At 34.7% G+C, this 22,237-nt stretch carries 24 protein-coding genes, 1 riboswitch and 1 other annotated feature; of the genes, 18 read left to right on the top strand and 6 right to left on the bottom strand.

The features are described 5' to 3' along the window. The first annotated feature begins 19 nt into the window (after positions 1–19). The 4 genes from DN393_RS18645 to alo all read left to right on the top strand — a co-directional run bounded on the left by DN393_RS18645 (position 20) and on the right by alo (position 4,874). Positions 20–1,036 carry an ABC transporter permease gene (locus tag DN393_RS18645; RefSeq protein WP_000042060.1) on the top strand — a complete coding sequence of 339 codons (1,017 nt, stop codon included), beginning with the start codon at positions 20–22 and terminating at the stop codon, positions 1,034–1,036. Then, positions 1,033–2,097 carry an iron chelate uptake ABC transporter family permease subunit gene (locus DN393_RS18640; RefSeq protein ID WP_064476227.1) on the top strand — a complete coding sequence of 355 codons (1,065 nt, stop codon included), beginning with the start codon at positions 1,033–1,035 and terminating at the stop codon, positions 2,095–2,097. The genes DN393_RS18645 and DN393_RS18640 overlap by 4 nt, the downstream gene beginning before the upstream one ends. Further along, positions 2,094–2,846, top strand: a complete 753-nt coding sequence (locus DN393_RS18635) for an iron ABC transporter ATP-binding protein (RefSeq protein ID WP_063263139.1) — start codon at positions 2,094–2,096, stop codon at positions 2,844–2,846. Before DN393_RS18640 ends, DN393_RS18635 begins: the two co-directional genes overlap by 4 nt. Positions 2,847–3,335: 489 nt before the next feature. Then, positions 3,336–4,874 (top strand): anthrolysin O/cereolysin O family cholesterol-dependent cytolysin Alo, encoded by a 1,539-nt coding sequence (alo, locus tag DN393_RS18625; RefSeq protein WP_149173755.1) that lies wholly within the window; start codon positions 3,336–3,338, stop codon positions 4,872–4,874. A 51-nt stretch (positions 4,875–4,925) separates the two neighbouring features. Here alo and DN393_RS18620 read toward each other — a convergent pair whose 3' ends face one another. From DN393_RS18620 to DN393_RS18610, 3 genes are all read right to left on the bottom strand, one after another. Continuing rightward, positions 4,926–6,206 carry a purine/pyrimidine permease gene (locus DN393_RS18620; protein WP_064476229.1) on the bottom strand — a complete coding sequence of 427 codons (1,281 nt, stop codon included), beginning with the start codon at positions 6,204–6,206 and terminating at the stop codon, positions 4,926–4,928. Between the two features lie 127 nt (positions 6,207–6,333). Further along, positions 6,334–6,783, bottom strand: a complete 450-nt coding sequence (cynS, locus tag DN393_RS18615) for a cyanase (RefSeq protein WP_033657709.1) — start codon at positions 6,781–6,783, stop codon at positions 6,334–6,336. A gap of 55 nt (positions 6,784–6,838) precedes the next feature. Next, the gene (locus DN393_RS18610) at positions 6,839–7,420 is read right to left on the bottom strand and encodes a beta-class carbonic anhydrase (RefSeq protein WP_000926488.1); all 582 of its coding nucleotides are present in this window, start codon (positions 7,418–7,420) and stop codon (positions 6,839–6,841) included. A 166-nt stretch (positions 7,421–7,586) separates the two neighbouring features. On the opposite strand from DN393_RS18610, the gene DN393_RS18605 reads away from it, so the two are divergent. Both DN393_RS18605 and DN393_RS18600 read left to right on the top strand, forming a co-directional pair. Beyond that, positions 7,587–8,018 (top strand): Lrp/AsnC family transcriptional regulator, encoded by a 432-nt coding sequence (locus DN393_RS18605; protein ID WP_002008929.1) that lies wholly within the window; start codon positions 7,587–7,589, stop codon positions 8,016–8,018. Positions 8,019–8,305: 287 nt separating this feature from the next. Next, complete coding sequence (locus DN393_RS18600; RefSeq protein ID WP_255449790.1) at positions 8,306–8,734, top strand: Lrp/AsnC family transcriptional regulator; 429 nt, start codon at positions 8,306–8,308, stop codon at positions 8,732–8,734. Positions 8,735–8,774: 40 nt separating this feature from the next. On the opposite strand, the gene DN393_RS18595 is transcribed toward DN393_RS18600, so the two are convergent. After that, positions 8,775–9,332: a cysteine hydrolase family protein gene (locus tag DN393_RS18595; RefSeq protein ID WP_064476230.1), complete on the bottom strand. Its 558-nt coding sequence runs from the start codon at positions 9,330–9,332 to the stop codon at positions 8,775–8,777. A 294-nt stretch (positions 9,333–9,626) separates the two neighbouring features. Here DN393_RS18595 and psiE point away from each other — a divergent pair, with 294 nt between their 5' ends. The 7 genes from psiE (at position 9,627) to DN393_RS18565 (ending at position 14,824) form a co-directional block, all read left to right on the top strand. Next, the gene (psiE, locus tag DN393_RS18590; protein ID WP_000834706.1) at positions 9,627–10,031 is read left to right on the top strand and encodes a phosphate-starvation-inducible protein PsiE; all 405 of its coding nucleotides are present in this window, start codon (positions 9,627–9,629) and stop codon (positions 10,029–10,031) included. Positions 10,032–10,171: 140 nt separating this feature from the next. Continuing rightward, complete coding sequence (locus DN393_RS32055) at positions 10,172–10,306, top strand: hypothetical protein (RefSeq protein WP_255299509.1); 135 nt, start codon at positions 10,172–10,174, stop codon at positions 10,304–10,306. 86 nt (positions 10,307–10,392) lie between these two features. Continuing rightward, positions 10,393–10,908, top strand: coding sequence for a spermidine N1-acetyltransferase (gene speG, locus DN393_RS18585; RefSeq protein ID WP_000076834.1), 516 nt, complete (start codon positions 10,393–10,395; stop codon positions 10,906–10,908). 436 nt (positions 10,909–11,344) lie between these two features. Then, complete coding sequence (locus DN393_RS18580) at positions 11,345–12,892, top strand: ABC-F family ATP-binding cassette domain-containing protein (protein WP_149173753.1); 1,548 nt, start codon at positions 11,345–11,347, stop codon at positions 12,890–12,892. A gap of 5 nt (positions 12,893–12,897) precedes the next feature. Beyond that, positions 12,898–14,091 (top strand): MFS transporter, encoded by a 1,194-nt coding sequence (locus DN393_RS18575; protein WP_064476232.1) that lies wholly within the window; start codon positions 12,898–12,900, stop codon positions 14,089–14,091. A 159-nt stretch (positions 14,092–14,250) separates the two neighbouring features. After that, a complete protein-coding gene (locus DN393_RS18570) occupies positions 14,251–14,484 on the top strand; it encodes a DUF3955 domain-containing protein (protein ID WP_080349982.1) in 234 nt (77 codons plus the stop codon). Between the two features lie 100 nt (positions 14,485–14,584). Further along, complete coding sequence (locus DN393_RS18565) at positions 14,585–14,824, top strand: DUF3947 family protein (protein ID WP_000980964.1); 240 nt, start codon at positions 14,585–14,587, stop codon at positions 14,822–14,824. A 33-nt stretch (positions 14,825–14,857) separates the two neighbouring features. Here the strand turns inward: DN393_RS18565 and crcB (DN393_RS18560) are convergent, their stop codons facing one another. Further along, positions 14,858–15,214 (bottom strand): fluoride efflux transporter CrcB, encoded by a 357-nt coding sequence (crcB, locus tag DN393_RS18560; protein ID WP_064476233.1) that lies wholly within the window; start codon positions 15,212–15,214, stop codon positions 14,858–14,860. Continuing rightward, positions 15,211–15,615, bottom strand: coding sequence for a fluoride efflux transporter CrcB (gene crcB, locus DN393_RS18555; RefSeq protein WP_064476234.1), 405 nt, complete (start codon positions 15,613–15,615; stop codon positions 15,211–15,213). Before crcB (DN393_RS18555) ends, crcB (DN393_RS18560) begins: the two co-directional genes overlap by 4 nt. A 54-nt stretch (positions 15,616–15,669) precedes the next feature. Continuing rightward, a riboswitch (Fluoride riboswitch) is annotated at positions 15,670–15,729 on the bottom strand. A 221-nt stretch (positions 15,730–15,950) separates the two neighbouring features. Here crcB (DN393_RS18555) and DN393_RS18550 point away from each other — a divergent pair. From DN393_RS18550 to tyrS, 5 genes are all read left to right on the top strand, one after another. Next, positions 15,951–17,009, top strand: a complete 1,059-nt coding sequence (locus DN393_RS18550; RefSeq protein ID WP_000734839.1) for an endonuclease/exonuclease/phosphatase family protein — start codon at positions 15,951–15,953, stop codon at positions 17,007–17,009. A 34-nt stretch (positions 17,010–17,043) separates the two neighbouring features. Beyond that, the gene (locus DN393_RS18545; protein WP_149173752.1) at positions 17,044–18,546 is read left to right on the top strand and encodes a DUF4077 domain-containing protein; all 1,503 of its coding nucleotides are present in this window, start codon (positions 17,044–17,046) and stop codon (positions 18,544–18,546) included. A 211-nt stretch (positions 18,547–18,757) separates the two neighbouring features. Beyond that, a complete protein-coding gene (locus DN393_RS18540; protein ID WP_000573650.1) occupies positions 18,758–19,153 on the top strand; it encodes an SET domain-containing protein in 396 nt (131 codons plus the stop codon). A gap of 388 nt (positions 19,154–19,541) precedes the next feature. Then, complete coding sequence (gene murB / locus DN393_RS18535; protein WP_064476236.1) at positions 19,542–20,459, top strand: UDP-N-acetylmuramate dehydrogenase; 918 nt, start codon at positions 19,542–19,544, stop codon at positions 20,457–20,459. A gap of 97 nt (positions 20,460–20,556) precedes the next feature. After that, positions 20,557–20,772, top strand: a binding site (T-box leader). A gap of 51 nt (positions 20,773–20,823) precedes the next feature. After that, positions 20,824–22,083 (top strand): tyrosine--tRNA ligase, encoded by a 1,260-nt coding sequence (tyrS, locus tag DN393_RS18530; protein ID WP_149173751.1) that lies wholly within the window; start codon positions 20,824–20,826, stop codon positions 22,081–22,083. Positions 22,084–22,237 lie beyond the last annotated feature (154 nt).

The raw sequence follows: 22,237 nt of genomic DNA, 5'->3' as shown, positions 1-22,237 counted from the left end.
TGTAAAGGAGTACGAAACAGTGTCAAAAAATATGATTTCTAGGGTTGAGAATATTTCTCAACCCCAGTTTTATAATCACAATAAAATATGGACAAAACCTTTTATAATAGCGATTATAGTTGTTATAATTTTAGGGATTATATCACTGTTTACTGGAGTTTATGATATACGTGGACAAGAGGACGGAATGGAGATGTTTTTCATCACTCGTGTTCCGAGAACAGTTGCATTAATGCTTACTGGAGCTGCAATGGCGATGGCAGGGCTCGTAATGCAATTAATTACACAGAATCGTTTTGTTGAACCTACTACAACGGGGACTATTGAATGGTCAGGCTTAGGCCTGCTTTTTGTATATTTATTATTTCCTGCCCCGACTTTAGTTCAAAGAATGACTGGTGCAATCATTTTTTCTTTTATAGGAACTATGATTTTCTTTCTGTTTTTAAGAAGAGTTAAACTTCGTTCGTCTTTAATTGTCCCTATTATTGGATTGATGCTTGGAGCAGTTATTTCTGCAGTGTCTACTTTTTTGGGACTCCTTTTTCAAATGACGCAAAGTATTGAAACTTGGTTCGTAGGTTCATTTGCTACCGTTCAGGTGGGAAGATATGAATATTTATGGCTAATTGTTATCGTTACTTTGCTTATTTTTATGTATGCAAATAGATTGACTTTAGCTGGGCTAGGAGAAGATGTCGCAACAAGCCTTGGAGTTAATTACAATAGAATTGTTCTTTTTGGGACTGGCCTTATCTCTGTTGCAGTTGGAATTGTTGCAGCTGTTATTGGAAACTTACCTTTCTTGGGATTAATTGTTCCAAACATTGTTTCCATGTTTAGAGGGGATGATCTTAGGAGTAATTTACCTTGGGTATGTGTGATCGGAATGGGGACAATAACTACCTGTGACATCATTTCTCGAACAATTATAAAGCCTTTTGAAGTACCTGTTTCTTTAATACTTGCAACAGTGGGAGCAGTCGTGTTTATTACTATTTTATTGAGACGAAGAAAACCAAGGAGGCTACGATGATCACATTAGACTATAAAAATAAAGAAAATGTCGAAATCGATTCTAGCCTTCATAATGAAAGTAGATCAGCTAGTGCTTTTCGTTCTAAGAAGGAAGCAAGACGTTATTGGATTGTACTGATAACATTGATTGCTTTAGGTCTCCTTTCTTCATATGGACTTTTAGTTTATAACAATCCAGTTCCGATAGATTCACCTTCTTTTATCCCAGTTGTTAAGAGAAGGATAATAGCTATTGTTGCGATGATTATTGCTGCAGTTTGCCATAGCTTGTCGACAGTTGCTTTCCAATCTATTACGAACAATAAGATTATTACTCCTTCGCTTTTAGGTTTCGAATCACTTTATTCAGCAATTCATACGAGTACAATATTCTTCTTTGGTGCTAGTGCATTAATAAACTTTAATGGAATTGGATCATTTTTATTCCAAGTTGTTGCTATGGTCTTGATGAGTTTGATACTTTATGGATGGTTACTTTCCGGTAAATACGGGAATTTACAACTTATGCTTTTAGTTGGAATTATTATTGGTACTGGACTGAATTCCGTATCAACTTTTATGAGAAAGCTACTTGCGCCTTCAGAGTTTGATATTTTACAAGCGAAATTATTTGGTTCTGTTAATCATGCAGATCCTGCATATTTTCCTGTTGTAATTCCTATGATTATAATTGTAGCGGTATTAATTTTTGTTCATTCTAAGAAGTTGAATATTTTATCACTTGGAAAGGATGTTGCTACTTCCTTTGGGGTTAAATATCAACCTAGTGTAATTTATACGCTTGTATTAGTTGCTATTTTGATGTCCATTTCAACAGCTCTAATTGGGCCACTTACTTTCTACGGCTTTTTAGTAGCAACTTTGAGTTATCAGGCGGCGTCAACTTATGATCATAGATATATTTTTCCAATGGCTTTTGCAATAGGATTTTTGATAATGACGAGTGCATACTTTTTAATGTATCATGTATTCAATGCTCAAGGTGTAGTTTCAGTTATTATTGAATTATTTGGTGGAATCATATTCTTAACTATTGTTTTAAGGAAGAGGGCTTTATGATAAAAATTGATAATGTTAAAAAGTTCTATACTGATAAGGTAAAAATAGGACCTTTGGATATTGAAATACCAAAAGCGGGCTTTACTTCTTTAATTGGACCAAATGGTGCTGGAAAGTCTACGACACTATTGATGATTGGAAGACTCTTAGATATGGATGAAGGCCAAATTCAAGTAGCGAATATGGATGTTTCTGAATCCAAATCAAAAGACTTAGCAAAAATTTTGACTATATTGCGACAAGAAAATCATTTTGTAACGAGGCTTACTATTAGACAACTAGTTGGATTTGGGCGCTTTCCTTATTCAAAGGGAAGATTAACTAAAGAAGATGAGGTTATCATTTCTAAATATATCGATTTCTTAGATTTAACTAGTTTAGAGAATAGATATTTAGATGAGCTTTCTGGTGGTCAAAGACAAAGGGCATATGTAGCGATGGTATTGTGCCAAGAGACTGAATATGTGCTTTTGGACGAGCCTCTGAACAACCTTGATGTTGCTCGTTCTGTTCAAATGATGGAGCATTTGAGACGTGCAGCTAATGAATTCGGAAGAACAATTTTGACTGTTATGCATGACATAAATTTTGCAGCTAAATACTCTGATAAAATTTGTGCTATGAAAGATGGACAAATTGCTGCTTTTGGAACAGTAGAAGAGGTTATGGACCCAACACTTTTGACAGATATTTTTGAAACAAAAATAGAAATTATTAAAGGTCCTTATGGGCCCATCGCTGTTTATTAGTTACAAAATGAGTATGTAAAAAAGCTGCTGTCTATATTTTATAGGCAGCAGCTTTTTTTATGCAATTGCCGATGATAGCTCTGTCCCACAGGTATTTCATTACTTCCGGTCCTGCGATGCTTCAAACAATAAACTTGTAAATTACTCATAAAATGCAAAGGAATGCTTCACCTATTCAAGTATGTACCAAACGAAAAAATATCTCTGTATAACTTTTTAAAAGAATTCAGCTTGGTTTTTTATATGTAATATTGCATATCAGAGTGTATTGATAAAAGTGTAAGGGGTCACTATAATGAGGGCATAAAGATAAATCACATTATCGTAGCAAGAAAAAGGAGGAAATAATATGGAAATCGCAATGGCAGTTTTGAAATTTGTAGGTGGCGTAATCCCGTTAATTCAAGAACTTTTAAAAGCATTTATGTAAGTTTATTAGTTAGCTATCATTTATCAATCATTATCATATCTTACTAAAAAAAGAACGGGGTGATTTTTCTGAATATTAAGAAAAACACTAAAAGAAGAAAATTCCTTACATGTTTATTAGTTAGTTTATGCACTATTAATTATTCATCTATTTCCTTCGCAGAAACACAAGTAGGTAATGCAACTGATGTAATCAAAAATGCTAGTGGCATTGATACCGGCATAGCAAATCTTAAATATAATAATCAAGAAGTTTTAGCTGTAAATGGTGATAAGGTAGAGAGTTTTGTTCCGAAAGAAAGTATCAATTCAAATGGTAAATTTGTAGTAGTGGAACGCGAGAAAAAATCACTTACAACTTCACCAGTCGATATTTCGATTATTGATTCTGTGGTGAATCGTACGTATCCAGGAGCGGTACAACTTGCAAATAAAGCTTTTGCAGACAATCAACCGAGTTTATTAGTGGCTAAGAGAAAGCCTTTGAATATTAGTATAGACTTACCTGGCATGAGAAAAGAAAATACAATTACTGTCCAAAATCCGACATATGGTAATGTGGCTGGAGCAGTAGATGATTTAGTATCTACTTGGAATGAAAAGTATTCTAAAACACATACGTTACCTGCAAGAATGCAGTATACAGAATCTATGGTTTATAGTAAATCACAAATCGCAAGTGCCCTTAACGTTAACGCTAAATATCTCGATAACAGTCTAAACATCGATTTTAATGCGGTTGCAAATGGAGAGAAGAAAGTGATGGTAGCGGCATATAAGCAAATATTTTATACCGTAAGTGCTGAACTACCTAACAATCCATCCGATCTTTTTGATAATAGTGTTACTTTTGGTGAGTTAACTCGTAAAGGTATAAGTAATTCGGCTCCACCTGTTATGGTTTCAAATGTAGCTTATGGTAGAACTGTTTATGTAAAATTAGAAACAACATCTAAGAGTAAAGATGTACAAGCTGCTTTTAAAGCCTTACTTAAGAATAACAGCGTCGAAACGAGTGGACAGTATAAAGATATTTTTGAAGAAAGTACCTTTACTGCTGTAGTATTAGGCGGAGATGCGAAAGAGCATAACAAGGTTGTTACTAAAGATTTCAATGAAATCCGAAATATCATTAAAGATAATGCTGAATTAAGTCTTAAAAATCCAGCATATCCAATTTCATATACAAGCACTTTCTTAAAAGATAATGCAACTGCTGCTGTTCATAACAATACAGATTATATTGAGACGACAACTACAGAATATTCAAGTGCTAAAATGAAACTTGATCATTACGGTGCTTACGTTGCTCAATTTGATGTATCTTGGGATGAATTCACATTTGATCAAAATGGGAAAGAAGTACTAACACATAAAACATGGGATGGTAGCGGCAGAGACAAAACAGCTCATTACTCTACAGTTATCCCTCTTCCACCAAATTCAAAAAATATAAAAATCGTAGCTAGAGAATGTACTGGTCTTGCATGGGAATGGTGGAGAACAATTATTAATGAACAAAATGTTCCATTAACAAATGAAATAAAAGTTTCAATTGGAGGAACAACATTATACCCAACGGCTAGTATTAGTCATTAGGTATAAAAAAGCGCCCTGTAATCAGGGCGCTTTTTTACTTAGTCACAAATTTTACTCTTTCCAAAACTGCTCTAGCAAAATAACGATCATAGTACCTACGAGTAATCCGTTACTTAAAACATATTGTAAGGAAGAAGGAACTCCACTAAATGCACTTTCTGGAAGAAACATTATTCCCAAACTGATTAATAATGAAATTCCTAATATAGTTAATCGGCGTTGCTTTAATTCTTCACGTAAAATGGATTGAAATGAAATGCCTATTACTTGGACAAATGTAGCTAAAAGTGCAGAATTAGCAATAGGACCTGGTAGCAAGGATATAAAGTTTACAATTGAGGGGATAAAAGAAATACCTGCTAATATAAGACTTGCTATAAGAAACGACTTCACCTTTTTTTGACCTGTTAGTTGAATAAATCCTGCTGATGCAGGTAATGGTACAATTCCAATTGTAGAGAACAATGATGAAATAATATGTGATATACCTCCGACCCATACACCACGGTTCAGTGTTTGCTTTTCATTTTCTTTAGATAGGGGAGCCACTTGTTTTACAGCCGAAATAGCAGCAATTGTATTTGCAACTAAAAGAAAGGTAAATAAAGTTGCAGTTAGAGTCATTCCAATATCGAATCTAGGTGTGCCCCAAGCAAATATCGCTGGTAACTTGACTAGCGTTGTATGTGAAGGCATATGAGATGATTTTCCTAATACTGCATACAAAAGCCAACCACATGAAATTCCAAGTAACACAGCGTAACTTTTCATCCATCCTTTCCCTTTAATTGATAAGAAAGTAATAAGGGCAAAAACAAAGAGCGCAATAGTAGCTGTTGTATAGTCAGGATGAGTTGCAGGTCCTTGTAATCCCATCATTCCTTTTAGTAACACACCACTAAGCTGAAGAGATAATATTAAAAGAAAGGTTCCTGTAACCAAGGGTGTAAATAAACGTAAGATTCGATGAACAAGCCCTGTTATACCAAGAACGAAGAGTAATATACCTGCAATAATTAATCCGCCTTCTAAAAGTTGCAACACGTCTTTTGCGCTTTGTCCCTGATGCATAGCAACTTGTCCCAATATGACAAATATACTTACCCATGAACCGGCTGGCCCGTCCGCAATGGGGTAGCGATGCCCAAACCACGCTTGTAGAAACGAGCTTACTCCCACGACTAAAAAAGTCCGCTGCATTAATGTTGAGATATCTTCTATTGGTAAATGGAATATGCCACCAATAATGATAGGTAATGCAATTGCATTTGCTAATAGAAACACAAACCATTGTAGAATACTAAAACTCGTATCAAAGTGTTTTTTATTCATATTATTCTCCTTTGCCGAAAAAGAATATCATAGTAAAAATCCATCCTTTCTACACAGTTAGATTAAAAAGGATGGATTTATTAAATCTATAAAATTATTTTAATTATATAGATAGATTTTTAATTAATTACCATGTACGGAATGGTAAGAATTTCCCATTAAGTGTAATCACGATACGAGGATCGCCACCTTTTGGATCTTCTTGTGTATCCACACCTAGGTTGAAGTTAATCGCACTCATTACACCTTCGCCCGCTTTTTCTAAGATTAACTCTCTAATAGTTGGTGCATATTGTAACATCATTTCATATAAACGATATGCAATCGGGTCAGTAGGAGGCATTTCCATTACTTGGCCGCGAAGTGGAACTACTGTTAATGCTTGAACTACTTCTTCATCTAATTCTAATAGTTTACCGATTTTTTCTGCTTCTGGACGTGTCATTGTAGCTTGTCCTAATAACGCTGTTACAACCCAAGTCTCAGAGTTTTCACTTACTTTTGCAATTTCTTCCCATGTTAAACCTTTTGCAATTTTTGCTTCTAAAATTTTTTTTGTAGCTTCCGGTCGATTCATATCTAATACTTGTCTTTTCATATCTAATAACTTCCCTTCGTGTAAGTAATATTAATTATTTTGTTTCACCATGTAATGCTTTATATCCATCTACCACTACATCTAATTTCCCTGTATGTGGATCAATAACTAAACCGTGTACAGGAACATCTTTTGGAATAAGTGGGTGATTTCTTACTAAATCAACATTAGCTTGTGTTGAATCGCAAACATCATCGAATCCGAATAACCATTTTTTAAGGTCAACACCAGCATATTCAATCGCTGATAAAATTTCTGGTGAAGCTACTCCACGATCTAATATTTTTTGAAGTGTTCCTTTTGGATTCGTTTGGCTCGCACCACATCTATGGTGTCCAATAAGGAAGATTTCATCTGCATTTAAATCGTATACTGACGCGACAACACTTTGCATAACACTATCGAAAGCAGAAGCAATTTTACCACCTGCATTTCTGATGACTTTTGCATCACCATCGTGTATATCTAAAGCTTTTGGAAGTAGCTCAATTAAACGAGCATCCATGCAAGAAACAACAACCATACGTTTTTTAGGCATTTTTGTCGCTTCACGAGGAGCGTATTCCTTATTTTCTACAAATTGTTCATTGAACGATAGAATTTCTTGTAATAACATATTTGTAACCTCCTTTAAATCTAGATGTATTTTTTGTTGCGTCCTCTGTGTTATAAGTAAATATAACTGATAAATAATGTGATGTAAGAGGATAAACTAAGTATAGTGAATTGTATTGATAAGCAGAATAAGTTGGCGAAACACTTTCGGGCTTTCTACTTTCACGGTGAAAGGATTGGTTTATATCATTGATCAAACAGATTTTGAGATACTGAAATTATTAGGAGAAAACTCAAGAATACAATGGAAAGAGCTTGGCCAAAAAATACATATGACGGGGCAGGCCGTAGGAAATCGAATTCGAAGATTAGAGGATTTAGGGATTATTGAACAGTATACAATTGCAATAAACCGAATCAAATTAGGACAAGTAGTGACTGCATTTGTTACTTTGTTCGTAACAACAGCTAATCACCAAGAGTTTATGAATTTCTTTCAAGGAGAAGAAGGGATTTCTGAAGTACACCGTATAAGTGGTGAGGGGTGTTATTTATTAAAAACACATTTTGCGTCCAATGAAGACTTAGATAACTTTCTAGGACGACTATTAAAATACGGGAATTATCGTGTTAACTTATCAATAGGAAAGTTGAAATAAGGTTTCTTTTCCTTGGAGGGGATGGCAACATTATTTGCTAAACTTTATTTGTATAGAGATAATGAAGTCGTTTCATGTTTATCTTAAATAGTCAGAGCCTTACTACAATTTATTTGTAGTAAGGCTTTTTAAAGTTGTTAAAAAATATATTGTAAGGAAGAAGGAAAGCCGTTAACAATAATGTAATTTCTAATAGAGTTAATTGATTGTATTGTAAAATTTTTTGAGATGAATTGTAGGGGAAATGAAGATCTTATAGAAGGGATTCTTATAGGAAGGGGATGTCCATGTTCGATTCAACAGATTTTAAAATTATAAAGTTACTACAAGAAAACGCTAGAATGAACTGGAAGGAAATTGGAGAGAGAGTACATTTGACTGGCCAGGCTGTTGGGAAACGAATTAATAAATTAGAAGAGGCAGGTGTCATTCAAAAATATACGATAGATATCGATAGGGCTAAGTTAGAAGGGGCTATTATGACGTTTGTTACACTATTTCTGCATGCACCACATTATCATAATCAAATTCAAACCTTTTTTGAAAAAACGGACGTAATTACTGAAATGTATCGTATAAGTGGCGATGGCTGTTATATCATGATTCTTCACACATCTTCACATCAACAATTAGAAGAGACTCTTGCAGATGTTTTACATTATGGTGATTATCGTATAAATACTGTCATTAAGACAATTGAAAAAAAGAAAGAATAAGATATTTATCCTTTCTTTTTTTATATGGAAATGGAATTCTTTATTTATTTTTGTTTATAAAACTGTTTGCTGACATGACTTTTGCATAAATATCACCAAACTCTAATGCGCTCATGAATGACTGATGAGCGTGTACTGCGGGGATTAGATTTCCTTGAAATTCTAAATCTTTTGTTGTACAAGCATCTTCAATTACAACACATTGAAATCCTAAATCACTGGCAGCACGTACTGTTGCATCAATACATACGTGAGTCATCATACCGCAAATGACTAGTTGATCTATTTTTTCTTTTTTTAATGTTTCAAATAAATTGGTTCTTAAAAAACTATTAGGATGATGTTTTTGTATGACTCTTTCGTTAGCAATCGGTTGTACATCATCATGAATTTGAACACCTACTGTTTCAGGTAAGAAGAAAGTAGCTCCTTCATTGTTCGCAATATGTTGTACGTGAATAACTGTGTTATATTTTTCACGAAATACTTTCAAGACTTCTTTCGCTTTTTGTGCGGCTTTTTCAGGTTGATGCAATTCCATATTGCCGCCTTCAAAGTAATCATTTTGCATGTCGATTAATAGTAACGCTTCGTTCATAGTTAATCCCCCCACATATATTTGTACAGTACGTTGTTTGTACTGTACCGTTATTATATAAAGTGTAGGTATGTGCAGGTAATAATGTCATGAAACGATTTTGACGCATATAGTTTCAGTGTGAAAAAGCTAAAAGATACAAAGTAAAGATTGGGGAAACGGCTATATTAAGCGTAAATATCAGGATGGTGAAGTGATAGTGAAAGAGGACGATCATATTTGATTTAACACTTTTGCTAGTATAATTTTGCTATAATAAATGCGTACTTACACGAAGGGGAGTTTAAAGATAAAATGAAGTCGTTTAATATCGATCATCTTATAGCTAGTGTTTTGCAATGGATATTAAATATAGCTTTAATTATATTATCCATTGTGTTATCGATTTTCTTAGTGAATGAGACAATCACATTTGTGCAGTATATCTTTTCGGAAAAGGAGTATACATCGTATAAATTGGTTGAAAGTATTATCGTCTACTTCTTATACTTCGAGTTCATCGCATTGATTATTAAGTATTTTAAGTCGAATTATCATTTTCCGTTACGTTATTTTATTTATATCGGAATTACGGCTTTAATTCGATTAATTATTGTATCTCATGAGGAACCGATGGAGACGTTGTTATATGCGGGATCCATTCTTGTTTTAGTTATTGCTTTATACATATCGAATATGAGAGATTTGAGAAAAGAGTAGTGCAGACATAAGTTTGCGCTATTTTTCATTTTTTCGTTAATAAGTTGTAAATTTCGACATGAAATTTTTATATTAGTTTATCATGTTTTTGTAATAAGGAAATCTAAAAAGGAGTGATGTGATTCATGTTTAATAAATTTTTGGGGAATTCAAGAGCAAAAAAGATTTGTGGAATTGGGGCATTAGCAACTTTAATAGGTTTTTCGTCGTTAGGGTCAGTTAGTGCAGGCGTAGCTTGCACTAACTTTTTATGTCTTGACCTTCAAGTGGCTTGAAAGTTTACAATGTAAATAGGGCGTTTGAAATTGAAAAAAATTGAGAAATTAAGTGAAGAGGTTTCTTTTACTTGGAGGTTATAACAATGAGTCAGGAATTGAAGTTACGTCCTTTAGAACGGGAAGATTTAAAGTTTGTACACGAACTTAATAATAATGCCCATATTATGTCGTATTGGTTTGAAGAGCCGTATGAGGCATTTGTGGAGCTGCAGGATTTATACGATAAACATATACATGATCAAAGTGAACGCCGGTTTATCGTTGAGAAAAATAATGAGATGGTTGGATTGGTCGAATTAGTGGAAATCGATTATATTCACCGAAGAACTGAATTCCAAATTATTATTGATCCTAATTATCAAGGGCATGGCTACGCAGCAGAAGCGACGCGTTTAGCGATGGATTACGCTTTTTCTGTATTAAATATGCATAAGATTTATTTAGTTGTGGATAAAGAAAATGAGAAAGCAGTCCATGTGTATAAAAAGGTTGGATTTATAGTGGAAGGCGAGCTTTTAGACGAGTTTTTCGTTGATGGTAACTATCATAATGCGATAAGAATGTGTATGTTCCAGAAGGAATATTTTAAAAATAAGTAGTTGAATGATTTGGAGGTAATGTTGACGCTTCGTAAAACTGTATGCTAAAATCCCTTTTAAGTATTAAGGAAGGTGCAGAACATGCTTTATATAAAATTTGTAAAACTCATTAGAAAACTTTGCTCCGCACAAATGTATACGGTGAAGCGTTGTACGGAGCTTAATCAAGGGGCATAAATCCCTATATTCATCGACTGAATAACTTTTCTAAAAAAGTATAGTTTATCTATGCTTATTTGGTTATGGTTTTTCAGTTGATGTATAAAATAGATTAAGGGGCCATAGACAATGCTTTGTCTATGGCCCTTTGTGTATATTATTCCAATGAGCTTTTACTGTAAATTGGAGTAGTATGGGAAAAACCACGAAGCAGAGGGCTAGTGTCGAATGACGCTATCTCTCTGCTTTTTTTAATTTCAGGAAAAGAGGAATAAAAATGAGTTTACTTAAAGTTGAACGTTTATCACATAGTTTTATAGATAAAGTATTATACGAAAATGCTTCTTTTGATTTGTATAAAGGGGAACATATGGGGATTGTTGGACAGAATGGTGCAGGGAAAAGCACATTAATGAAAATATTGGTGGGGGAAATTATTTCTGATAAGGGGAGCATTAAGTGGCAACCTAATATTCAAATTGGACATCTTGATCAATATGCAGAAATTGATGGGAGCTATACCATTTCACAATATGCAAAGCGAGCCTTTTATGATTTGTTTGAAATGGAAAAGAGAATGAATAAGTTATATGAAGAAAGTACGATGACTGGAGATGAGAATCAACTATTGAAAGCAGCTGAAATACAAGAACAGCTTGAGGCTCGTGATTTTTATTCAGTAGACAGCGTAATAAATAAGGTGGCAGCCGGTTTAGGTATTGATGCGATTGGGATGGATCGTGTTATTGATGAATTAAGCGGAGGACAACGGGCAAAGGTAATTTTAGCAAAGCTTTTATTAGAAGAGCCTACTATTTTATTACTAGATGAACCGACAAACTTTCTTGATAAAGAGCATGTTGAATGGCTTGCTAATTATTTAGTGAATTTTGAAGGGGCGTTTATTGTCGTGTCACATGATTTTGACTTTCTAGAAAAAGTGACTTCTTGCATATGTGATATAGAGTTTGGAACGGTGAAGAAGTATTACGGCAAATACTCAGATTTTGTAAGACAAAAGGAGCATTTGCGAAAAGATTATATGCGCCAATACTATGCACAGCAAAAGAAAATTGAAAAAACGGAAGAGTATATTCGTAGAAATATTGCTGGAGTGAATTCAAAAATAGCACAAGGACGTAGAAAGCAGTTGCAACGTATGGAAAAAATTGCGCCACCAAGTTTTACTCATAAACCGTCTATTCATTTTCAGGAACTTCCTATTTCGGTTCAGACAGTTCTGGAAGTAAATAATCTTGAAGTTGGTTACGATTTTGCTCTCTTAGCAAAATTGAATTTTTCAGTGATGGGTGGGCAAAAACTTGTTATTACAGGGTTCAACGGAGTAGGGAAATCTACTTTATTAAAAACAATCGTTGGAACTATTTCTAGTATTGCCGGAGAATTTCACTTCTCAGAGCAAATAAAGATTGGATATTATGAGCAAGATCTGAATTGGAGCAACGATTCTTTAACGCCGCTGCAAATTATTTCAGAACAGTTTCCTAAACTAAACGTGAAGGAGATACGTCATCATTTAGCTGCATGTGGTGTGAAGGATACTCATGTTTCACAAGAAATTCGTACGTTGAGTGGTGGTGAACAATCAAAGGTTAAATTATGCGGATTATTATTATCACCTTGTAATTTCTTAATTTTAGATGAGCCGACAAATCATTTAGATGCAGAAGCGAAGGGAGCTTTGCAAAAGGCACTCATTCAGTTTAAAGGTAGCATTATACTCGTATCTCACGAAGCAAGTTTTTATCTTGATTGGGCAGATAGTATTTTTAATATAGAGACAGGATTAGTTAAGGGGGTGTGAAACATATGAGTAGAAATGATTGGAAAAAGAAAATTATTTTATTTTTGACCGCTCAAACGATCTCTTTGTTCGGTTCCTCTCTCGTGCAATACGCGATTATATGGTATATCACCTTAACAACATCGTCAGGGTTAATGTTGACCATTTCAACTGTTTGCGGATTCCTACCACAAATTGCAATATCTTTATTTGCAGGTGTTTGGATTGATCGTTACGACCGTAAAAAGATGATTATGTTATCGGACGGGAGTATAGCAATTGCTACGTTAGTTTTAGCAGTTTTATTTTTAACAGGATATAAAAGTATTTGGTTACTTTTTATAGTACTACTCATTCGTTCAGCTGGGACAGGGGTACAAACGCCAGCTGTGAATGCGTTAATCCCACAAATCGTTCCGAAAGATTATCTTATGAAAGTAAATGGGATAAATAGCGGTATTACATCTTTAATTATGTTTCTTTCTCCAGCAGCAAGTGCTGCAATTCTTTCTATTGCTAGCATTGAAACGACATTTTTTATTGATGTTATTACGGCTATGATTGGAATTAGTATTATGTTTATCATTCAAGTGGAGAGACATGTGAATACAGAGAGTAAGCAAAAATCTAATTTACAAGGTATAAAAGAAGGCTTTGCTTACTTAAAAGAAAATGTATTTATTAAGAGGCTACTCTTTTTATTAATCATTGTCATGATTTTAATAAGTCCAGCCGCCTTTTTAACACCTTTAATGGTAACTCGTTCTTTCGGTGCAGAAATGTGGAGACTTACTGCTAGTGAGATGACTTTTAGTGCGGGGGCGGCAGCTGGTGGCGTATTGATTGCGGCATGGGGTGGTTTCCGTAATCGTATGCATACAACAGCGCTAGCTTGTGCGTTGTATGGACTGCTTATGATTGGACTAGGGATTGCTCCGGTATTTATTGTGTATTTAGTATTTAACTTTTTAATTGGTATAACAATGCCGTGCTTCAATACACCGGTTACCGTGTTATTGCAGGAAAAAGTAGAACCTTCTATGCACGGACGAATGTTTAGTCTTGTACAAATCGCTAATTCATGCGCGTTTCCTTTAGGAATGATAATATTTGGTCCATTGGCTGATATGTTTAGTGTAGAAATTTTGTTAATTTATGCTGGGATATTCGTGCTATTGTGTGCGATTTATGTTGTAGTAAGCAAGAGGTTTGAAGTGTAAATATTTATGTTTGAAAAGGTTTGTGAGGCGATTTAAGGTGCTTCATAAACCTTTTTCTATTTATAATAATCAATAATTTTTTATTGTAAAACAATAAAAAATTATTGACGAATGATTTTGTTTTAGGTAATATGATGTTAATAATCTAAGGGTAATTATATGAATAGAGGAGAATGTGAAATGATAAATAAATACGTAGTAGCTATTTCTTTCATGATTTTAGCGATCATTTCTTTAGCTATACATGCTTCAAACAGTAAAGTGGGAGCGAATGGATTCCTTGAAGAACCTTTCTTTTTCTTAGTACCGATAAGTTATGTATTGTTCTTGAGTGGTATTGGTGTATTACTATTTGGATTTATTACTTCAAAGCTGAAAAAAAGTAATAGATAAAATGAAGTTTAAGTAGTGAGGGATTCATTAATCGGGACAAAACACTCACCATGAAATAGAAACATACTATATGGAAGAAAAATAATAAGTGAGCTGAATCATGATGAATCATTATTTTTATAGTGGTAGACAAGTGGGAGCAGCTATTACACTGGCAGGAGCACAGGGGACAATTCATGCTGTGAATCAAGCGATTCAAATGCAGCAGCAAGCATATTTTGCACAAATGATGCAAGGGCAGTATATGTCGTACTCACAGCCTCCGATGCAAATTGTACATTACGATGTGCATCCAGCGGGTTTATTCTCCATTCCATATGGCGGGACATACTTCTTATGAAAGAAAGCGACTGATAAGAGTCGCTTTCTTTTTTTATATTCCGCCTAGCTTCATTCCAAGGAATGCAAAAAGGATACCGATTATATAAGTAGCACTTAAATATAGAAATAGTATGCAAAAGTTTTTACGATTGAAGAGCTGAATGGACTCTAGTTTAAATGTTGAAAATGTCGTGAAGGCACCCATAAATCCAGTACCTAATAATAATTGCCAACCTGTAGTGACGCCATTGCCAATTATATATCCGAGTAAAAACGCCCCTGTTATATTAATGAGAAATGTAGCAATTGGAAAGGAAGTTTTATTTCTTTTTTTAAACCAATTGCTAATTGCAAATCGTGTAATAGCACCGAAGAAACCTCCAGTTGCCACTAATAAAGCTTCCATCATAAGTGATCACCTTTCGTAAGATGTTTCTTAAGTAAGAAATCACCTAATGTATAGCCAAGACCAGACATAATGAGTCCACCAAGTATGCTGCATGATACATATAAGAAAGCCGTATTCCATTCAGAATGATTGATTAATTGCACAGTTTCTACACTAAATGTCGAAAACGTCGTAAAGGAACCGATGAATCCAGTTCCAACGCCTGTGATAATTTCTGAAGGCAAGATATTTCTTCGAGCGATATACGTAGTTAGCCACGCTAATAAGAAGCAGCCGGCTAAGTTAATAAGTAACGTAGCTAATGGAAATGAATGATGCCATGAAGTATGAATAGTAAGACCTAAATAATAACGAGAGAGGGCTCCTAATATACCGGCTATGCCAACGATAATATAAATCAATTTCTTCACCTCTTTAAATAGCTTGCTCAAAAAAATAGACTCCTACCAGTAGTTATACTGGTAGGAGTCATTAGCTAAGCAGCAGTTATGGCGAACTCCATCGCCTATAATTATTACATATAGTGTACTAAAAATTGCGTAGAATTTCCAGTGAAGAAGTGGAGCTGTTTTGTATGTATGTGATGCTTTAAGATAGGGAACTTCTGTTTATAAACTAAATATAGTGATATAAGGTTTTTGATGTGATAAAATGTTTCTTATGTCTGTCATTTGTTTTTAGTTAACTGAAAATAAAGAAAAGTAAAATTGGTAGTTTTAGAAAAGGAGTCGTTCGTTTGAAAAAATTATTAAAAATAGTACTTATATGTATTTTAGTAGGATTGGGAGTTGTAGGTGGTTTTTTAGCGTATATGACACTTACAAAAGAACAGCCGGCTAATGTTATAAGTTTGAAGGTGGAGAATAATAAGGAACGCGTGTTAGCGCTTGGAAATGAATTTAAAGTTACAACATTTAATATTGGCTATGCTGGATTAGATAAGGATCAAGACTTCTTTATGGATGGTGGAAAGAGATCTGGTTCAAGTAGTAAAGAGCAAACGGAAACGAATTTAAAGAATATGCTTTCGTTTTTACAAAATGAGAATAGTGATTTTACGTTATTACAAGAGGTTGATATAAAATCACTGCGATCTTTTGATGTAAATGGACATGAATTTTTGAAAAAAGGATTACCTGATTATGCTTCGTCGTTCGGAAAGAACTATGATACAAAATGGGTCCCTGTACCAATTACAAGTCCAATGGGATATGCGGAGGCTGGACTAAGTACGTTTTCTAAATATACAGTCCAAACAGCGCAGAGGTTCCAACTTCCTGGAATGGAGCCTTGGCCAAAGCGTTTGTTTGATTTAGATCGAGCGATTGTTGAGCATAAAATACCTGTTAATAATGGGAAGTTTGTGAGACTCGTAAATTTACATTTGTCTGCGTATGATGAAGGCGGGAAAATTAGAAAACAGCAAGTAGAGTTTTTAAAAGAATATATGAACAAGCATTATGAAAATGGTGATTACGTAATAATGGGCGGAGATTGGAATCAATTACTTTCGAACGCTCAGTTAAGTGATCCGAAGTTTGTGAAAGAGCGCCCAGAGTGGTTAGTAGAGTTACCAAAGGACTTTACTGATGGTGGCTTTAAGTGGGCTGTAGATCCGTCTGTTATGACGGTGAGAGATGATGTGAAGAAATATGTGGAGGGTGAAAACTTCGTCACGATTATTGATGGTTTTATCGTTTCACCGAATGTGGAAATTGTAAATGTACAAGGGAAAGATTTAAAGTTTGAAAATAGCGATCATAACCCAGTAAGTGCGGTATTTAAGCTGAAGTAATCGATATGTATAAGTAGAAGGTGGGGCTTCATATATGGAGTGGTTAAAGAGAACTTGTTTTTCTAACCTTGAGAAAGAATCACAGAAAAATCATTTATTGCTGTTCATTACGATTTGTAGTTTCTTTCTTGGAATAATCGCGATTGGGTATTACGGATATATTTTTACAGAGAGAGCAATAGCGTTTTGGGTTTGTGGCATTTCAGTTGTTGTATTTGGAACGCTTCTTACTTTTATAGAAAGCATGGAAGCGATGTATAAATATATCATGACATTTATGTTGCTTATTATGTCTTTCATTATGGTACAAGCTTTTAACGAAAGTCCGGCTGTGTTTCAAATGATCTACTTTACACTAGCAGTTTCACTTATTTATTTAAGTGAACGTCTCGTTATCATTCTTGGCGGAGTGGCGGCTGTTATCACATTTATTCTTTGTAGTTATTGGCCGGAGCAATTTTTTGCTTATACAGCGGCATCTGAAGCTGCAAACTTCGCAAGCTTGTTAGCAATCGTAACGATCGCTATGTGGGGCGTAACGAAGATTGGCTCTAATCTGCTAGCTCGTTTAAGTGATGAGAAGCAAGAAGTGATGAGGAAAGCTCAGGAGCTAGAAGAGACTCAAAGACTTATTGAGGAAACTGTTGTGAAACTAGATAGTAATTTCAATCATTTAAGACAAAATATGAATACATCGATGGAGTCGATGAGTGAAATTAATTTTGCTTTTGAAGAGGTGGCAGTTGGTACTCAATCACAATCAGAGATGATGCATCGTTCAGTAGAAGTATTGAATGATATGGAAGGAAATATTGAACAAATCATTTCTCAAGTAAGAGGTGCATCGATTCGTGTTGATGAAAGTTTAGAGATTTCAAAGGGTAGTGTACATACTTTACGAAATTTTGAAGCGAATATGAGAAGTTTAAATGATGTTGTTTCACAATCAGGAATTATATTTAGAGATTTAATGATGCAGTCGAAGCAAATTAACGAAATTGTAGATGTAATAACGAATATTTCAAGTCAGACGAGTTTGCTAGCTTTAAATGCAAATATAGAAGCTGCAAGAGCAGGAGAGCATGGAAAAGGATTTGCTATTGTAGCGAATGAAGTATTAAAGCTTGCCGAAGAATCGAATCGTTCTGCGGGGAGAATTCAAGGTATTTTGAAGGAGTTTAGTAATCAAGCAAGTAAAGTGGAAGTGCAGGTAGAGAAATCAGAAAAAGTACAAGAAGAATGTAATGAAATGCTAGCAAGTGTTTTAACAAATGTAACGGATTTAGGGAAGTTTATTGATGCAATTAATGATGTAATGAGAGAGATTGTTGGTCATCAAGAAAACTTGCAGGTTAAAACGACGAATATCGTAAAGGATGTTACACATGCTTCTAATGTAATTCAGCAAACTTCTGCGGCTACGGAAGAAGTGTTAGCAAGTGTGGAAGAAGAAAAACATCGAAATGATATATCGGTGAAGACGTTACATACTGTTAGCGAGCAAGTGAAGTTACTAGAAGATATTTTAGAAAAGTAATATCTCTTGAAAAGGGCACACCATGTGTGCTCTTTTTTCATTTAAACGAATACTTAATAGTAATTTAATTGCTTTTCTGCGCGTTTTCTGCCAAGCTTAAGGAGATAAACTGAGACTTTAATTAGTGGGGCTATACGCTACTGATTATTAGTTGAACCCCGCAAATAGCGGAATAAAATACTTCAAAGAAAGAATTATATAGGTGACGCATATGATCGAAGTTAAGACTTCTGAACTTAGTGATGGAGAATTTAATAGAGGGGTATTTGCAACTCGTGATATTAAAAAGGGTGAGTTGATTCACTCAGCACCAGTTATCTCTTATCCGAATGAACAGCATGAACACATTGAGAAAACGTTACTTGCTGACTACGCATTTGAGTATGGGGTAAATCATACGGCATTCCTTTTAGGATACGGCATGTTATTTAATCATGCATATAATCCGAATGCAACGTATGATATTGTCTTCGAGAATCATACGTTTAACTTCTTTGCTTACAAAGATATAAAAGCGGGAGAAGAGATTCTAATCAATTATAATGGTGAAGTTGATGACGATGAGCTATTATGGTTTGATAAGGAAAAAGAAGAGAACGAAAAGTAAATTATAATAAGTAATAAAAAAGATGCTTTTACCTATGTAAAAGCATCTTTTTTATTGATGAAAATAAAGTAAAGGTTACAAAAAAATACCACTTTATTTTCGTATGGTATAGTAAGATACTGAAGGATAGTGTTTTGAAAAAGTAATATATTTTACAAATTGTTGTCTTTCTGATGACATGTCAAGTTTAGTAGCCCATTTGGGTTGCTTTATTATGCAATATATATTTTAATATGAGTGGCACCTCTTATAAATTAAGAGGTTTATAGGTGTCTCGAATTGATTTTGGGTACACTGTATCCACCACTTTAGGTTCGTTCATGTATGTGGGGATATTATGGGCCCGTATAACGGGATAAAAAGAATATAGAAATAGAGGAATCGTAAAATGAATATGCAAGAGGTTTATGAATATTTAAGTACGGTATTGCCTGAAGGTCATGTGAAACAAGATGAAATGTTAAAGAATCATACACATATTAAAGTTGGTGGAAAAGCAGATGTGTTCGTTGCGCCGACGAATTATGATGAAATTCAAGAAGTTATCAAATATGCTAACGAATATAATATTCCAGTTACGTTTTTAGGAAATGGATCGAATGTCATTATTAAAGACGGTGGAATTCGCGGGATTATAGTAAGTTTAATTCACATTACAGGTGTGACTGTAACAGGAACGACGATTGTAGCACAGTGTGGTGCAGCAATTATTGATGTATCACGTATTGCATTAGATCATAATTTAACGGGTCTTGAGTTTGCTTGTGGTATTCCAGGTTCAGTTGGCGGAGCATTATATATGAATGCTGGTGCTTACGGCGGTGAAGTATCGTTTGTATTAACAGAAGCTGTCGTAATGACAGGTGATGGAGAGCTACGTACTTTAACGAAAGAAGCATTTGAATTTGGATATCGTAAGAGTGTATTTGCAAACAACCATTACATTATTCTTGAAGCGAGATTTGAGCTTCAAGAAGGTGTGCGTGAAGAAATTAAAGAAAAAATGGATGATTTAACGTTTAAACGTGAATCAAAACAGCCTTTAGAATACCCTTCATGTGGTAGTGTATTTAAGCGCCCACCAAATAACTTTGCTGGTAAATTGATTCAAGAATCAGGTCTACAAGGTAAGCGAATTGGCGGAGTGGAAGTTTCTTTAAAACACGCTGGATTTATGGTGAATGTTGATAACGGAACAGCACAAGATTACATTGATTTAATCCATTTTGTACAAAAGACCGTTGAAGAGAAATTTGGCGTGAAGTTAGAGCGAGAAGTAAGGATTATTGGAGAAGATAAAGAGTAACGAAATCCGTATGAAAATGTGAATTATTTTAAAATAACATTTGGGTATTGTTGACAATTTGTTTTTAATTCAATATAATGGCTAATAATTTAACAAATAATATACGTTGAAAGAGCCCAGTAGCAGTTTGTCACTGTTAACGAGAGAGCTAGGGGTTGCTGGAACCTAGCACAAACAAACTTGCGAATTACACTCTGGAGTATCTTAGGTAATGCTAAGCGGATTGGCAATCGATATTATTGCTAAGAGTGGTATGAGTAGCTATGCTATTTATACAAACTGGGTGGTAACACGGTGAATAATCGTCCCTATGTCATAGACATAGGGACTTTTTGTTTTCAAAAAAGTAGAAGGGATGAAAAAGATGAATATTATTGATGAATTAGAATGGCGCGGTGCCATTAATCAACAGACGGACGAAGAAGGTTTACGTAAGCTAGTAGAAGAGAAAAAGATTTCACTATACTGCGGAGTTGATCCGACTGGTGATAGTATGCATGTTGGACATTTGATTCCGTTTATGATGATGAAGAGATTCCAGTTAGCTGGCCATCATCCAGTTATTTTAATTGGTGGGGCAACAGGAACAATTGGTGATCCGAGCGGACGTCAATCAGAACGTCAACTTCAAACGTTAGAAGTAGTTCAGCATAATGTGGATGCGTTAACAGCGCAAATGAAAAAGCTATTTGATTTTGGCGGAAATAGCGAAGTGAAGATGGTAAATAACTACGACTGGACACATGAAATAAACATTATTGAGTTTTTACGTGATTACGGGAAGAACTTTAGCATTAATAGCATGTTAGCGAAGGACATTGTAGCCAGTCGTTTAGATACAGGTATTTCTTTCACAGAATTTACGTACCAAATTTTGCAAGCGATGGACTTCCATCATTTATACACGAAAGAAGATGTTCAACTGCAAATTGGTGGTAGTGACCAATGGGGAAATATTACGAGTGGTTTAGATTTAATTCGTAAGTTAGAAGGGCACGAAGCGAAGGTATTCGGATTAACGATTCCATTATTATTGAAATCAGATGGTACGAAGTTTGGTAAATCTGCAGGTGGTGCGGTTTGGCTTGATCCTGAAAAAACAACACCATTTGAATTTTACCAGTTCTGGGTGAATACAGATGACCGTGATGTAGTGAAATACTTGAAATACTTTACGTTCTTAACGAAAGAGCGCATTGATGAATTGGCAGTGAAGGTAGAAACAGAGCCTCATAAACGTGAAGCGCAAAAAGTATTAGCGGAAGAAATGACGAAATTCGTTCATGGAGCAGAGGCACTACTGCAAGCTGAGAAGATTACAGCAGCGTTATTTAGCGGAGATATTAAATCGTTAACAGCTGATGAAATTGAACAAGGCTTTAAAGAGATGCCAACATTCCAGTCTTCAAAGGAGACGAAAAACATCGTAGAATGGCTAGTTGATTTAGGGATTGAACCATCTAGACGACAAGCACGTGAAGATATTAATAATGGAGCTATTTCGATGAATGGTGAAAAAGTAATGGATGTGGGTACAGATGTTACTGTAGAAAATTCATTTGATGGACGATTTATTATTATTCGTAAAGGGAAGAAGAACTACAGCTTAGTGAAATTGGGATAATAATTTTTGTGGAAGAGTGGAAGTAAGAAAGATGCTTTCACTCTTTTCATATACACAATTTCGACACAAAAAAGTCAGTATATTTAGATAATTGAAAAGGGTTATAGTAATTCTTTGCCGAATATAAGTAAGTAGAGAATGTTACGGATAAAAA

Source organism: Bacillus sp. BPN334 (assembly GCF_008368885.1).
Classification (GTDB): domain Bacteria; phylum Bacillota; class Bacilli; order Bacillales; family Bacillaceae_G; genus Bacillus_A; species Bacillus_A wiedmannii.
This window is presented reverse-complemented; position numbering and strand designations above follow the sequence as displayed.